We start from the raw sequence: 15102 nt of genomic DNA, 5'->3' as shown, positions 1-15102 counted from the left end.
AATGTCAGCGGCGGCCAGTAGCATGTGTGGGTGGTAACCGCTCTGTATCGCCGCTATCGGCCCGACACCTTCGCCGACATGATCGGCCAGTCCCAGGTGACGGAGCCTCTGATGACGGCGCTGCGCACCAACCGGGTGAACCACGCGTACCTGTTCTCCGGTCCGCGCGGCTGCGGCAAGACGACATCCGCGCGCATCCTGGCCCGCTGCCTCAACTGCGCAGAGGGCCCCACCGACACCCCCTGCGGGGTCTGCCCGAGCTGCGTCGAGCTCAGCCGTGACGGCGGCGGCTCCCTCGACGTGGTCGAGATCGACGCCGCCAGCCACAACGGCGTGGACGACGCCCGCGACATCCGCGAGCGGGCGATCTTCGCCCCCGCGCGCGACCGCTACAAGATCTTCATCCTCGACGAGGCGCACATGGTGACGCCGCAGGGCTTCAACGCGCTGCTCAAGATCGTCGAGGAGCCGCCGGAGCACGTGAAGTTCATCTTCGCGACGACCGAGCCCGAGAAGGTCATCGGCACCATCCGCTCCCGCACCCACCACTACCCGTTCCGGCTGGTGCCGCCCGCGCAGATGCTCGCGTACGTGCAGACCCTGTGCGACAGCGAGGGCATGACGGTCGCCCCGGGCGTGCTGCCCCTGGTGGTGCGCGCCGGAGGCGGTTCGCCGCGGGACACCCTCTCGCTGCTCGACCAGCTGATGGCGGGATCCGAGGGAGCCTCGATCGAGTACGAGCGGGCCGTGGCCCTCCTCGGGTACACGCACGCTGCCCTGCTCGACGAGGTCATCGACGCGATCGCCGCACGTGATGCCGCCGGCGCGTTCTCGGCGGTCGACCGGGTGATCCAGACCGGTCAGGACCCGCGGCGCTTCGTCGAGGACCTGCTGGAGCGGCTGCGCGATCTCATCGTCGTCGCCGCGACGAGTGTCGACGGCGCCGCCGCCGTGCTCCGCGGGGTGCCGCAGGACGAGCTCGACCGGATGGGCGTCCAGGCTATGAAGTTCGGCGCCGCCGAGCTCAGTCGTGCCGCCGACATCGTCAACGCCGCGCTCACCGAGATGACCGGTGCGACCTCGCCGCGGCTGCACCTGGAGCTGCTGCTCGCGCGGGTGCTCGTGCCGTCCAGCGACGCCTCGGAGCGCGGCGCCCTCGCCCGCGTGGAGCGGCTGGAGCGCCGCGTCGGGGTCAGCGACGGCGACCGCGGTGCGAGCGCGGCGCCGCGGGACGTCACGACGCGCGAGGGAGGCTCCGAGGCTCCGACTCGCACCCCCTCAGCCGCCGGCTCCGCCCCCGCGACCTCCACATCTCCACAGGCGGCCTCTCCGGCGTCGCCGGCTGCGCCGGTGGACTCGGCGCAGCATCCTGCGGCTCCGATCGCTCCGGCCACTCCGATCGCTCCGGCCGACGAGGCCGCGCCCGCCGAGACGGGTGCGGCCGCCGTGGCAGCGTCGCCCTCCCCGGCCGCCTCCTCAGTGCCGGCGGCTCCCGCGGCGATCGGTCCGGTCACCACGCAGCAGGTCAAGGACTCCTGGACGCAGATCCTCGATGCCGTGCAGCGCGCGAAGCGCAGCGCCTGGATGGTCGTCTTCACCGCTCAGGTCCGCGTGCTCAACGGCGACGTGCTGACGCTGTCCTTCCCGAGCGACAACGACGTTCAGAGCTTCCGTCAAGCCTCGGCCCCCGGAACCCCGGGCGTCAGCGAATACCTCCGGCAGGCGATCGTGGACGTCCTGGGCATCCGGGTGAAGTTCATCGCGCGCGCGGACGGCGGTCCCGGCGGCGGTCCACGGCCTCCCGTCGCACCTCCGGCTCCGGTCTCCGACGGCCGGCCGGCCGGCCCGCGTGCCGACGAGGCGACCCGCGCAGGGGGACCGGCGGCCGCGTCGGGTGCTTCGGTGTCGGCCGCTCCGGTGTCGTCAGCTGTTTCGGCGGCTCCGGCTGCCGTCGCCCCGGCGGACCCCGCTCCCGCCTCCGCCGCCTCCATCTCCTCGGGCACGCCGGCGCCGGCGTCCGGTCCCGTCACTGACTGGGCCATTGCCAGCATCCCGGGTGCGGGTGCCACGGCTCCCGCACCGGTCGCGACGATGGATCGGCCATCGCCCCCGCAGGACGGCCCCCGCGGGCAGGCGCAGGCGGTGACGCCGCCCGCGACTCCTGCTCCGGCCTCCGACGAGCCCCCCTACGACGATGTCCCGCCGGACGAGACCGAACCCCCGTTCGAGCCTCCGACGCCCGACGAGCCGACGGGCGACTGGGCCGCCGCGCCCACGCCGTCCGACCGCAGCACCCCCGCACCCGGCGCCGCACCGGCCGTCGGGCCCGACCGTGCCGAGAACCCCTCGCCCGCCGACTCCCGGGCGCCGCGAACGGGCGGTCCCGCGGCTCCCGGATCATCACCGACCCGGCGTGAAGCCGCACCCGCGGCCGCCCAGCGGTCGGCGTCGGCCTCCGGCGCGCGCACCCCCACCTTCCAGGAGCCGCAGCGCTACGGCGAGGCCGTCGTGCGCGAACTGCTCGGTGCGACCTTCATCGAAGAGATCGACGCCCCGCCCACGATGGGGATGAGGTAACCGGTGTACGAAGGCATCGTCCAAGAGCTGATCGACGAGCTCGGCCGGCTGCCCGGCATCGGCCCGAAATCGGCGCAGCGCATCGCGTTCCACATTCTGCAGACCGAGACCTTCGACGTCACCCGGCTCGCCGAAGTGCTGCTCGAGGTGCGCGACAAGGTGCGATTCTGCGCGATCTGCGGCAACGTGTCGGAGCAGGAGACGTGCTCGATCTGCCGCGACCCGCGCCGGTCGCCCGAGCTCATCTGCGTCGTCGAAGAGGCGAAGGACGTCGTCGCGATCGAGCGCACGCGCGAGTTCCGCGGCCTCTACCACGTGCTGGGCGGCGCGATCAGCCCGATCGACGGCATCGGGCCGGACGACCTGCGCATCCGCCAGCTGATGCAGCGCCTCGCCGACGGCACGGTGCAGGAGGTCATCATCGCCACCGACCCCAACCTCGAGGGCGAGGCGACCGCCACCTACCTCAGCCGACTGCTGACGACGCTGGAGATCCGGGTCACCCGGCTCGCCTCCGGACTCCCCGTCGGCGGCGACCTGGAGTACGCCGACGAGGTCACCCTGGGCCGCGCGTTCGAGGGGCGTCGCCAGGTCTCCTGACCCTCCAGAGCCGCTCGACCCGGGCTCCGGACGGCCGGCGTCCGACCCTCCTGGCCGCGTCGTCATATGGGGATCCGGGTATGCACCTGGACGGTAAGATGGAAAACCCGTGAGTCCAGGAGTGTCCGTGGCCCTGATCGTCCAGAAATTCGGCGGTTCGTCCGTCTCGAATGCCGAGAGCATCAAGCGTGTCGCCAAGCGCATCGTCGAGACGCGCAAGGCCGGCAACGAGGTCGTCGTCGCCGTCTCCGCGATGGGCGACACGACGGACGAGCTGGTCGACCTGGCCCACGAGGTCACCCCGATCCCGGCACCGCGCGAGCTCGACATGCTCCTCACCGCGGGGGAGCGCATCTCGATGGCGCTCCTCGCGATGGCGATCAAGAGCATGGGCTACGACGCGCGCTCGTTCACCGGCAGCCAGGCCGGCATGATCACCGACGCGCAGCACGGCTCGGCCCGCATCGTCGACGTGACCCCCGGCCGCATCCAGGACGCCCTGTCCGAAGGCGCCATCGCGATCGTCGCCGGCTTCCAGGGCTTCAACCGCGACACCCGCGACATCACCACCCTCGGCCGCGGCGGCTCGGATACGACCGCGGTCGCCCTCGCCGCCGCGCTCGGTGCCGAGGTGTGCGAGATCTACACCGACGTGGACGGCGTCTTCACCTCCGACCCCCGTCAGGTGCCGCTGGCGCGCAAGATCGACCGCATCACCAGCGAGGAGATGCTGGAGCTCGCCGCCGCCGGCGCGAAGGTCCTGCACATCCGCGCGGTCGAATACGCCCGCCGTCACAACGTGACCCTGCACGTGCGCTCCTCGTTCTCGAACAAGGAGGGCACGTACGTCCTCAACGAAGAAGCAGCGGCCCTCGCCGCGCAGAAGGATGGAACCGTGGAAGAGCCGATCATCTCCGGAGTCGCCACCGATCTGAGCGAGGCGAAGATCACCGTCGTCGGCGTGCCCGATGTGCCGGGCAAGGCCGCGCAGATCTTCAAGATCGTCGCCAAGGCCAACGCCAACGTCGACATGATCGTCCAGAACGTGTCGGCGGCGGCCACCAGCCTCACCGACATCTCCTTCACTCTGCCGAAGTCGGAGGGCCAGCGCGTGCTGACCGCCCTCACCGCGGAACGGGACGAGGTCGGCTACCAGTCGCTGCAGTACGACGACCAGATCGGCAAGCTGGCCCTCGTCGGCGCGGGGATGCGGACCAACACCGGAGTGTCGGCGCGCCTCTTCGAGGCACTGTTCGACGCCGGCATCAACATCGAGATGATCTCCACCAGCGAGATCCGCATCTCGGTCGTGACCCGCGCCGACACGGTCGCCGAGGCCGCCCGCGTCATCCACACGGCGTTCGGCCTCGATGGCGACGAGAAGGCCATCGTCTACGCCGGCACCGGCCGCTAGGGCGGCCTCCCTCGGCCGCCCGCCCGGGAATGGGCCCGTCGGCCCGCATGTTCCGTTTGTGCAAGACCATCGACCCGAAGGGGCCACCACCATGAGCGAGACCACTGGACTCAACATCGCCGTCGTCGGAGCGACCGGCCAGGTCGGCAGCGTGATGCGCCGCCTGCTGGAGGAGCGGGCGTTCCCGGCCGCGTCCGTCCGCTTCTTCGCCTCGTCGCGCTCGGCCGGCACCACGCTGCCGTTCCGCGGGGAGCAGATCACGGTCGAGGACGTCGCCACGGCGGACGTCTCCGGCGTCGACATCGCCCTGTTCTCGGCCGGCGCAACCGGCTCGAAGGCCCACGCCCCGCGTTTCGCGGAGGCCGGTGCCATCGTCATCGACAACTCGAGCGGCTGGCGCATGGACCCGGACGTGCCGCTCGTGGTCTCCGAGGTCAACCCGGAGGCGATCGCCGACGCGCGCAAGGGCATCATCGCCAACCCCAACTGCACCACGATGGCCGCGATGCCGGTGCTGAAGGTCCTGCACGAGGAGGCCGGCCTCCAGCGCCTCATCGTGAGCACCTACCAGGCCGTCTCCGGTTCCGGGCTCGCGGGCGCCGAGGAGCTCGCCACGCAGGTCCGCACGGCGGTCGCCGACGAGAACCTGCTCCAGCTCGTGCACGACGGCTCGTCCGTCGCGCTCCCGGAGCCGGTCAAGTACGTCCGCCCGATCGCGTTCGACGTGATCCCGCTCGCCGGCTCGATCGTCGACGACGGCCAGAACGAGACGGACGAGGAGAAGAAGCTCCGCAACGAGAGCCGCAAGATCCTCGGCCTCCCGGAGCTGCTGGTGAGCGGCACCTGCGTGCGCGTGCCGGTCTTCACCGGGCACTCGCTCTCGATCAACGCCGAGTTCGCCGAGCCGATCACTCCCGCCCGCGCGGAGGAGCTTCTCGCAGCGGCCCCCGGTGTGGTGCTCACCGACGTCCCGACCCCGCTCGAAGCCGCGGGCAAGGACCCGAGCTTCGTGGGCCGCATCCGTCAGGACGAGGGTGCACCCGCCGGCCGCGGCCTCGCGCTCTTCATCAGCAACGACAACCTCCGCAAGGGCGCCGCCCTCAACGCGGTGCAGATCGCCGAGCTGGTCGCCGAACGCCTCTCGACCCCCGTCGAGGCCTGACCCCACGCCGGACATTCGTGCCGAATGTCGTGAAAGCGCGACGCTTTCCGGACATTCGGCACGAATGAGGCCGCCCCTGCACCGGGCCGTCGCCGGGCGCTAGCCTGAACGCATGCGCGCCGAACACCTGCCCGCCGAGGTCGCCGAGTACCTCGAAGCGCTGCCCCAGAAACGCCGGGACGTGTACCAGCCGGTGTTCGACACGGTCGCCGAGGCGATGCCCGACGGCTACGAGCTCGGCGTGCAGTGGCGGATGCCGGGCTGGGTGGTCCCGTTGGCGACCTTCCCGGACACGTACAACCGGCAGCCGCTCGCCTACGTGAGCCTCGGCGCGCAGAAGCACTACACCTCGCTCTACCTCATGGCCCTGTACAGCGACTCCGCCGAGGAGGAGGGCTTCCGGCGGGAGTGGGCGCGCGGGGGACGGCGGCTCGACATGGGCAAGAGCTGCGTGCGCTTCCGCTCGCTCGACGACGTCGACCTCCCGCTGGTCGCGAGGACGGTGGCCGCGTTCCCCGTCGCGCGGTTCGTCTCGATCTACGAGCGGGTGCGCTGACGGATCGCCCGCCGAGGCGAGTTGTCTCGACATCGAGACACTTTCCCGCGAGCGAGAAGGGATGCCTCCGGTCGCACCGTAAGATCGTACGGTGAGCAATTCTCCCATCGACGTGGTCCTCATCGGCGGCGGCATCATGAGCGCGACGCTCGGCGCACTCCTGCAGCGCGTGCAGCCCGACTGGAGCATCCGCATCTACGAGAACCTGGGCGAGGTCGCCCAGGAGAGCTCGAACCCCTGGAACAACGCGGGGACGGGCCACGCGGCCCTCTGCGAGCTGAACTACATGCCCGAGGCGGCCGACGGTTCCGTCGACCCCGCGAAGGCCATCAGCATCAACGAGCAGTTCCAGCTCAGTCGACAGTTCTGGGCGAGCCTCGTCGCCTCCGGCGACCTGCCCGCTCCCGAGACGTTCATCAACCCGACGCCGCATATGACCTTCGTGCGGGGGCGCGACAACGTGCGCTACCTGCGCCGCCGCTTCGAGTCGCTGAAGCAGCAGCCGCTGTTCTCCGACATGGAGTTCTCGGAGGACCCGGCCGTCATCGGCGAGTGGACCCCCCTGCTGACGAAGAAGCGCAACGCGAAGCAGCGCATCGCCGCGACGCGGTCCACCTCGGGCACCGACGTCGACTTCGGGGCCCTCACCCGCGCGCTGATCGACAACCTCGTGGCGAATGGCGCCGAGCTGGCGCTCAACCACCGGGTGCGCAGCATCAAGCGCACCACGGACGGTCTCTGGCGCATCAAGGTCCGCCACCAGGTCGGCCACACGCCGCACGAGGTCCGTGCCCGGTTCGTCTTCGTCGGGGCGGGCGGAGGCGCACTGCACCTGCTGCAGAAGTCGGGCATCCCCGAGATCAAGGGTTTCGGGGGGTTCCCGATCTCCGGGCAGTTCCTCCGCACACGCAACCCGAAGATCGTCGCCCAGCATCAGGCGAAGGTCTACGGCAAGGCCGCGGTCGGCGCGCCTCCGATGTCGGTCCCGCACCTCGACACCCGGGTCGTCGACGGCGAGGCGTCCCTGCTCTTCGGCCCGTACGCCGGATTCAGCCCCAAGTTCCTGAAGACCGGTTCGTGGTTCGACCTGCCGGGTTCCGTCCGTGCCGGAAACCTCGGCCCGATGCTCGCCGTCGCCCGCGACAACTTCGATCTGATGAAGTACCTGGGTGGCGAGCTGCTCGCCAGCCGGGCGAAGAAGCTCACGGCCCTGCAGGAGTTCATGCCCACCGCCAGAAGCGAGGACTGGGAGCTCATCACCGCCGGCCAGCGCGTCCAGGTGATGAAGAAGGACGCGAAGAAGGGCGGCGTCCTGCAGTTCGGCACCGAGGTCGTCGCCGCGGAGGACGGCTCGATCGCCGGGCTGCTCGGCGCGTCGCCGGGTGCATCCACAGCCGTGCCGATCATGGTCGACCTGCTGAAGCGTTGCTTCCCGGACCGGTACGACGGGTGGCTGCCGACGATCCAGAAGCTGATCCCGACGGTCGGGACGACGCTCAACGACCGGCCGGAGGAGGCCGCGCGCGTGCTCTCCGAGACCGCCGCGACGCTCAATCTGACCCGCTAGTCCGCGTCGGACGGTATGCGTCCACCTCAGCCGGGGGTGGACAGCGGTACCGACGGCCTGTTATGGTCGTTAGCGCTATGAAGTGATCACCTCCTCTCGTCCCGCGCCCGAGGCGCCGTCGACAGAGTGGGGTGACCCTCGAATCAGGTCATCGCGTTCACTGCGCTCACGCGCCGCTCTCGACGGAGCACGCCCGGCGGGAATCGGCTCACCGGAGCGCTCGGAAGGCGGTCTCCATGCCTGTATCCACCACACTCACTCCGCTTCGTGCGGACGGCGTCTCGCTCAGCTACGGCGAGCGTCGCATCCTCACCGACGTCTCGCTCACCGTCGCCCCCGGCTCGCGCCTCGGGCTGATCGGTGAGAACGGCGCGGGGAAATCCACACTGCTGCGCCTGCTCGCGGGCGTCGAAGCCCCGGACGCCGGCACCGTCCTTCGTCCGGCATCCATCGGCTTCCTCTGGCAGGAGGTCCGGTTCCGCAGCTCCGACACGCTCGGCTCGCTGATCGAGGACGCGCTCCGCGAGGTGCGTGCCGCCGAGCGCGAGCTGGAGGAGGCGGCCGGGGCGCTGGCCGACGGCGGTGACGCCGCGATGACGCGGTACCAGCGTGCCGTCGAGGCGGCCGAGCGCTCCGAGATCTGGACGGTCGACGCGCGCCGCGACGAACTGCTCGCCGGTCTCGGCGTCGGCGGGATCCCGCTCGACCGGCGTCTCGACGAGGTCTCCGGCGGACAGCGGAGTCGATTCGCCCTGGCCGCACTGCTGCTCGGGCGGCCGGAGGCGCTGCTGCTGGACGAACCCACCAACCATCTCGACGACGCGGCGGCCGCGTTCCTGGAACAGCGGCTCCTCGAGTGGAACGGACCGGTGCTCTTCGCCAGCCACGATCGCGCGTTCCTCGACGCGGTCGCGACCGGTCTGCTCGACATCGACCCCGCCCGGGGCGGACCGGTGGCCTTCGGCGGCGGCTACAGCGACTACCTCGCGGCGAAGGCCGCAGAGCGCGCGCGCTGGGAGAAGCAGTACGCCGACGAGCAGGACGAGCTGGCGGCGCTCCGCTTCGCCGCGGACGTCACCGCGCGGTCGATCGCCTGGTCGGGAAAGGTGCGCGACAACGACAAGTTCGCGAAGTCGTTCAAGGGAGGAACGCTCGACAAGCAGATCAGCCGGCGGATCAAGAACGCCACCGGCCGGCGCGAGGAGCTGGAGCGCACCCAGGTGCGCAAGCCGCCTCCCGTCCTGCGATTCGGCGGCATCCCGTCGGGGTTCCAGCCGCTCGCGGACGACGGCGGTCTGCTCGTGCACGCGCGCGGGCTGCGCATCCCGGGCCGCCTGGACGTCCCGACATTCGACGTGGCGCCGCAGTCCCGGGTGCTGGTCACGGGGGCGAACGGCGCGGGCAAGTCGACGCTCCTCGCCGCCGTGGCGGGCCGGTTGGAACCGACCGCGGGCTCCGTCGGCCGCCGACGCGGTCTGCGGGTGGGCCTCCTGGAGCAGGACGTCCGTTTCCCCGACCTGTCCGCCTCGCCGCGCACGGTCTACGCGGCCGCGATGGGGGAGCGGCGTGCCGAGAGCATCCCTCTCGTCGGGCTCGGCCTGATCGCGCCGCGCGATCTGGACCGTCCCGTCGGGGCGCTCTCGGTGGGGCAGCAGCGACGGCTGGCGCTGGCGCTGATCCTCGCCCGGCCGCCGCACCTCTTCCTGCTGGACGAGCCGACGAACCACCTCTCGCTCGCGCTCGCGACCGAGCTCGAGGAGGCGCTCGGAGGCTACCCGGGTGCGGTGGTGGTCGCGAGCCACGACCGCTGGCTGCGGGCCCGCTGGAACGGTGAGGAGCTGGCCCTGGTCGCCGCGTGACGGCCCACGGCGTGGCGATGCGCGCAGAGTCAGCGCGTCTTCGCCGCGCCGTGGATCATCGCTCCCTGCAGAGCGAGGCTCAGAGCCAGGATGAACAGCAGGAAGCTCGCCGCGATTCCGAACACACTCGGCTCCAACGCGCTCAGCACAGCGGTGATGCCGTTGCCGACGAAGCCGATCGCGGCGGCGAGGATCGTGAGCAGGAGGACGGGCCCGGTCGCCGATCGAGGCGATGCGCTGCGACCGACGCTGAAGCCGAACCCGCCCAGAAGGAAGGCGATCATCGCGAGCAGCACGGCGACGAGCCCCGTGCCCACGAGCGCGTGATCGTATCCGGCACCCACGAATGCGGCGACGCCCATCGCGAGGAGCACGACCCCGATGACGATGCACAAGGCTCCGTTCAACCCGGGCCGCCGCGATGACAACGGTTCCGACGAGCGGGAGGCCGTCACGACGACGCCATCGACGGCCAGGACTGGATGCCGGCCCCGGCCGAGCCGATGGTCGTCTTGGCCTGTCCGGCGGAGACGTACAGCACGAGGACGCCTGCGCCCGCGGCGGCGAGGAAGGCGGCGATGCCGAGCGCGACCAGGACCGGGGCGGCGGGGAGGCCGACGATCGTGCCGGTCGCGACTGCTGCCGAGGCCAGTGCCACGAGCAGCCCGATGATCGCCGCCACCACCGCGCCCCAGAAGACCGCGATGGCGACGGCGAGGCCGCTCAGCGCGTTGCCGATGTTCTCCGCGTAGTCGGACATGATCGAGGTGTTCGCGCGCCGTTGCGGTTCGATGGACTGCTTGTACTGTTCCGCGGCGCGCCCGGTCCAGCGGTCGTCGACGCTCAGGTTCGCGTCGAAGATCGTGTCGTTGATCCGGGCGACCTGGCTGCCGGCGCGCTTCCAGCCGTCCGCGGCCCCGTTGAGCGTGAACGGATTGCCGACGTAGCTGAGCTTGTCGGCGAACCATGCCCACATCTCGCCGATCTTGGCCAGCATGTCGTTCCAGTTGTCGCGGACGCGGTCTGCGATCCAGCTGAGCACGGCCGGCAGCGTCCGGAGCACGGCGTTGATGAGTCGCCCGATCTCCTCGATCTTCTCCCGGATCTTCTCCAGCAGTTCGAGCACGCGCTCTGCGATGTCCATGGTGTCCCCTCCCCGGTCAGACGACCGGCTGCCAGACCGCGTAGAGGTCGGCCTTCGTGATGTCCTCGAAGCGTTCGAAATCCTCGCGGACGGCCCGCAGCGCGTTCGCCCCGTCGCGCGTCGCCGTGGCGCCCTGTTGGAGCAGGGTCATGACCTGCTGGTGCAGCTGGGCGTAGACATCGGCCGTGTCCATCGCCGCGAAGGAGAACGCCCCGCGGTACACCTCGATGCCGGACAGTTCGCTCCGGCTCGACTCGAGACTGTCCGCCGCGGCGTCCCAGATCGTCGCGTCCTTGCTGAGCGCCTCGAAGCTGAGGGCGATCTCCGGATCCATGGCCTACTCCTTTCCGCGCAGGTATGCCACGAGCGCATCCTGGTCGTCGATGAAACGCTGGTACGCGGCCAACGGGGTGCCGTCGAGCGGGCCTGCCGCGCGCGCCCCGGAACTCCGTTCGCGTGCCTCGGCGATGGCTGCGTTGAGCTCGCGCGAGACCTGCGCAGCCGAGGTGCGCTGCAGCCAGCTCTCGGAGAAGGAGATCCCGACGAGATCTCCGCCCACGGTGAGTTCGACCACGAGGTTCTGGGAGGGCGGCGCACTGCGCTCCACGGTCCGGCCGCGCTGGAACGCCGCGTCGAAGGTCTGATCGATATTGGCCGAGACGTCGTCGAGGAGGGCCAGGATGTTCTCGAGGACGCCAGTCACGGCCGTCGCGCTGTCCTCGTCGCCGTCGAGTGCATCCTGGAGCCGGCCGGCGAGGGTGTCGTCGATGGAGGGCAGGGGCCGGGTGCGGCGCTCCTGATCGAACGACGCGTCGAGGTTCTGCGCCCAGCCGGCCGTGCGCTCCGCGACCAGGGTCTGGAACGTGCGGACGATCTCCGCCCCGAGCGCGCCCGGCTCGTAGTCGTCGCGCCAGCGCTCTGAGAGAGTGACGGTCGGGCCGCCGTCGGCGTCGAGGGCGACCGTGATCGCGCCATTCGGGTCTGCGGCGGTCGAGGGCATCGGCTGCTCGGCCGCGGCGGCGAAGCTCTGCGCTTCACGATCGAATCCGTCGCGCAACTCGAAGAACGTCTCGGCGTCGTCGGTCACGTGCGCTCCCCCCTGGTGCCCCCGCCCGGGCGCGTCGTCGTACGGCTACGACCGTATCACCACCTCGCACCGGCGCTCCGGGGGAGTGAGCCACTTGACCTTCATTCGAACATATGTTCGAATGAACTCATGAGATGGAGCGGGCAGGAACTCACGGCGGAGGCGCCGACCGCGCTGCCGGGGCTGGCGCGGCTCAACAATCTCGTGCGCTCGGTCCGCACGCCCGACTTCGCGGGCATCACCTTCCACGAGGTGCTCGCCAAGTCGGCCCTGAACAAGATCCCCGGCGGGGGCGGCCCGATGCCGTTCGGATGGACGATCAACCCGTACCGGGGCTGCTCGCACGCGTGCGTCTACTGCTTCGCGCGGCCGACGCACAGCTACCTCGAGCTCGACCAGGGCAAGGACTTCGACCAGGAGATCGTCGTCAAGGTGAATGTGGCGGAGGTGCTCCGCCGAGAACTCTCCCGACCGGGTTGGGGTCACCATCCCGTGGCGCTCGGCACCAACACCGACCCGTATCAGCGGGCAGAGGGGCGATATGCGCTGATGCCGGGGATCATCGACGCCCTCGCCGATACGGGTACCCCGTTCAGCATCCTCACCAAGGGCTCGCTGATGCGACGCGACCTCGATCGGCTGGCGGAGGCGGCCAAGCGGGTGCCCGTCGACCTCGCGATGTCGATCGCGGTCTACGACGACGAACTGCAGCAGTCCGTCGAGCCGGGAACCCCATCCACGAAGGCGCGGCTCGCCACCGTGACGGCGGTGCGCGAGCACGGGCTGGACTGTTCCGTCTTCCTGATGCCGATCCTCCCGTACCTGACCGACTCGAAGGAGCACCTCGACGAGGCGCTCCGGCAGGCGAAGGAGGCGGGAGCGACGTCCGTCCTGTACACCGCCCTGCACCTCAAGCCCGGGGTGAAGGAGTGGTACTACCTCTGGCTGGCGCGCGAGCATCCCGAACTCCTCCCGCGGTACCGGAGCATGTACGGCCGGGGGACGTACGCGCCCGCCGAGTACCGCACCTGGCTCGCGGCGCGCATCAAGCCGCTCATCCGGGCGCACGCTCTGCAGCGGGGCGAGGAGGATCCGCTGACCGGGGGAGTCCGCTCCTCCGCTCTCGGGATGCTGCGCGACGGCGACGGCGAGCGGAGGGTCGTCACGTCGCCGCCCGCCCTCGCGCCCGGGACCGTCCGCGAGGCGGCGCCGGATGCGGAGTCCCTCGTTGGCGCAGCGCTCATCGCGGAGGGGATGCAGCCGACGCTGTTCTGAGCGGACGCGGCATCGCGACACAGGGCGACCATCGCGGGGTGGGAGGGCAGACACCGGCCGATGGGGTACAAGATGCCGACAAATGCGGGGTACACGGCATGGCCGCCGGATGCCATAATTCCCGAGGGCGTCGGGATGATCCGACCCCTCCGGCTGCGGCCGGATCGCTCGCACGCTCGAAAGGGGTCGTGTGTCTCTCGGCCTGCCCACCCACCTCTCGAGGGCCGCGAACTCCCGGGCACTCGCGACGGCTGCCCGCTGGGCCGGGCTCGTCTGCCTCGTCGCGGCCCTCGTGAACGCGCTCTTCTCGGGGTTCGGGAACGGAGTCAGCGGGACGTCCTGGTCGACGTTGCTCATGCTCCTCCCGATGGTGGCGCTGCTCGCGGTGCTCGCCCTGCTCGCGCGCGGGCGCACGGTCGCTCTCACGATCACCTATCTCGCGGTGGGGACGGTGTGCACCTACTTCTACGTCGTCGCGATCTTCCTCGGCACCCCGGCCTACCGGGACACGAACCTGTTCGTGGTCGCACTCCCGGTGGTCGCGATGACGCTGGTGGGAGGCACCGGCACCGGAGCGTTGGCGGGCATCCTCTGGGCGTCGCTCGGCTTCGCCCTCGCGGAGGCCGCTGTGCTCCTGGCGGCCGTCACGACCGGACGGGAATTCACGACCGACGCGATCTCGCTCGGTGCCTACCTGCTCCTGGTCGGGGTTCTGGCCTTCGACGGGCTGACGCGCGGCTCGCGGGGACGCCCGCAAGCGGCGATCCACCGGGCCGTGCGCGACGTGCGGCTCGTCGACCTGCGGCGATCCCTGGTGGGGGACCTCGCGGCGGACACTCACGACACGGTGCTCAGCGAGCTTCTGGCCATCTCGCGTGCGGAGCCGGGGCCGCTCCCCGAGCGTCTTCGGGAGCGCATCGAGGCGGACCTGGGTGTGCTCGGGCGCGGGATGCCGTCCCTGACGGAATCCGTGCCGAGCGAGTCGATCGGCGACGACCCCTGGTATCGCAGCGACCTGCACCGCGCCATCGAGGACGCGCGTGACGAGGGCCTGGCGGTCGACATCTCCGGCGACCGGTCGTCGATCGTCCGTCTGGACGAACCGACCCTGCGCGCCGTCGGACTCGCCGTCCGACAGTGCCTCGTCAACGTCATCCGCCATTCCGGCAGCGCCACGGCCGAGGTCGCTCTGAGCATCTGCGACGACGCGCTGTCCGTGATGGTCGTGGACAGCGGCCGTGGTTTCGTGCCCGACTCGACCGGCGGCGACCGGCTCGGCCTGCGTCAGTCCGTCCACGACCGCATCTCGCGCGTCGGAGGGACCGTCACCGTCTATTCCAGCGCCGATGTCGGGACGACCGTGATCATGGTCGTCCCGTGCGCCCCGGAGGTCGTCTCATGACGCCGCCGCGCGGAGTGCCCACCGAGACGATGGTGCGGCTGCGTTCCGTCCCCGTCGAACGGACGCCGCAACGACTCGACCCGCTGGGGGTGCAGTCCGCGTGGCTCCTCGTCCCGCTGATCGGGGCCACCGCGATCGGGTATGCCATCACCTCCACGATCTGGCACCTCGATCAGCTCCGCTCCACCTCGCTCGCCGTCGCGGCCATCGCGGTGCTGGTGCTCGCCGTGGTCGTCGCGACCATCCGGACGCATCCCGGCCTCGCGCCGTTCGGCCGCTGGTCGCACGTGACCGTGATCGGGTTGGCGGTGGTCGCCGCGTGCCTGTTCGACGCCGCGGTCTGGGGGCACAACCTCCGCATCCAGGACGACTGGGGGCAGATCGCCGTCGCGCTGCTGCTGATCGCCATGCCGCTGTATCGACCGGTGCTCGAAGTGCTCGCCGCCGCCGTCGCGGGGG

13 protein-coding genes and 1 pseudogene are annotated in these 15102 nt (G+C 70.8%); 10 read left to right on the top strand and 4 right to left on the bottom strand.

Features of this window, described 5'->3' with window-relative positions; genetic code table 11:
- Positions 1–30: 30 nt before the first annotated feature.
- The 7 genes from U870_RS0118145 (at position 31) to U870_RS0118115 (ending at position 9735) form a co-directional block, all read left to right on the top strand.
- Entirely contained in the window at positions 31–2577 is a 2547-nt protein-coding gene (locus U870_RS0118145; protein ID WP_025158794.1) for a DNA polymerase III subunit gamma and tau, read from the top strand.
- A gap of 3 nt (positions 2578–2580) precedes the next feature.
- A complete protein-coding gene (recR, locus tag U870_RS0118140; RefSeq protein WP_025158793.1) occupies positions 2581–3177 on the top strand; it encodes a recombination mediator RecR in 597 nt (198 codons plus the stop codon).
- A gap of 127 nt (positions 3178–3304) precedes the next feature.
- Positions 3305–4591, top strand: a complete 1287-nt coding sequence (locus U870_RS0118135) for an aspartate kinase (RefSeq protein WP_025158792.1) — start codon at positions 3305–3307, stop codon at positions 4589–4591.
- A 91-nt stretch (positions 4592–4682) separates the two neighbouring features.
- A complete protein-coding gene (locus U870_RS0118130; protein ID WP_025158791.1) occupies positions 4683–5753 on the top strand; it encodes an aspartate-semialdehyde dehydrogenase in 1071 nt (356 codons plus the stop codon).
- 112 nt (positions 5754–5865) lie between these two features.
- Positions 5866–6309, top strand: a complete 444-nt coding sequence (locus U870_RS0118125; RefSeq protein ID WP_025158790.1) for a DUF1801 domain-containing protein — start codon at positions 5866–5868, stop codon at positions 6307–6309.
- Positions 6310–6400: 91 nt separating this feature from the next.
- A complete protein-coding gene (locus U870_RS0118120; protein ID WP_025158789.1) occupies positions 6401–7876 on the top strand; it encodes a malate:quinone oxidoreductase in 1476 nt (491 codons plus the stop codon).
- A 236-nt stretch (positions 7877–8112) separates the two neighbouring features.
- Positions 8113–9735: an ABC-F family ATP-binding cassette domain-containing protein gene (locus tag U870_RS0118115; RefSeq protein ID WP_025158788.1), complete on the top strand. Its 1623-nt coding sequence runs from the start codon at positions 8113–8115 to the stop codon at positions 9733–9735.
- Positions 9736–9764: 29 nt separating this feature from the next.
- Here U870_RS0118115 and U870_RS0118110 read toward each other — a convergent pair whose 3' ends face one another.
- The 4 genes from U870_RS0118110 to U870_RS0118095 are packed head-to-tail and all read right to left on the bottom strand — an operon-like array spanning position 9765 to position 11966.
- Complete coding sequence (locus U870_RS0118110) at positions 9765–10130, bottom strand: hypothetical protein (RefSeq protein ID WP_025158787.1); 366 nt, start codon at positions 10128–10130, stop codon at positions 9765–9767.
- 56 nt (positions 10131–10186) lie between these two features.
- Positions 10187–10879 carry a hypothetical protein gene (locus tag U870_RS0118105; protein WP_025158786.1) on the bottom strand — a complete coding sequence of 231 codons (693 nt, stop codon included), beginning with the start codon at positions 10877–10879 and terminating at the stop codon, positions 10187–10189.
- Between the two features lie 16 nt (positions 10880–10895).
- On the bottom strand, positions 10896–11213 hold the full coding sequence (locus U870_RS0118100) for a hypothetical protein (RefSeq protein ID WP_025158785.1): 318 nt from the start codon (positions 11211–11213) through the stop codon (positions 10896–10898).
- A 3-nt stretch (positions 11214–11216) separates the two neighbouring features.
- Positions 11217–11966 carry a hypothetical protein gene (locus U870_RS0118095; protein ID WP_025158784.1) on the bottom strand — a complete coding sequence of 250 codons (750 nt, stop codon included), beginning with the start codon at positions 11964–11966 and terminating at the stop codon, positions 11217–11219.
- A 129-nt stretch (positions 11967–12095) separates the two neighbouring features.
- Between U870_RS0118095 and U870_RS0118090 the strand changes: the two genes are divergently transcribed.
- The 3 genes and pseudogenes from U870_RS0118090 to U870_RS0118080 all read left to right on the top strand — a co-directional run.
- Positions 12096–13241 (top strand): Rv2578c family radical SAM protein, encoded by a 1146-nt coding sequence (locus U870_RS0118090; RefSeq protein ID WP_025158783.1) that lies wholly within the window; start codon positions 12096–12098, stop codon positions 13239–13241.
- Between the two features lie 190 nt (positions 13242–13431).
- The gene (locus U870_RS0118085) at positions 13432–14643 is read left to right on the top strand and encodes a sensor histidine kinase (RefSeq protein WP_025158782.1); all 1212 of its coding nucleotides are present in this window, start codon (positions 13432–13434) and stop codon (positions 14641–14643) included.
- A pseudogene (locus U870_RS0118080) lies at positions 14640–15102 on the top strand (hypothetical protein); the annotation flags it as partial. The gene U870_RS0118085 and the pseudogene U870_RS0118080, both read left to right, overlap by 4 nt.

Origin of the sequence: Leifsonia aquatica H1aii (assembly GCF_000633535.1) — a bacterium.
Classification (GTDB): Bacteria; Actinomycetota; Actinomycetes; order Actinomycetales; family Microbacteriaceae; genus Leifsonia; species Leifsonia aquatica_A.
This window is presented reverse-complemented; position numbering and strand designations above follow the sequence as displayed.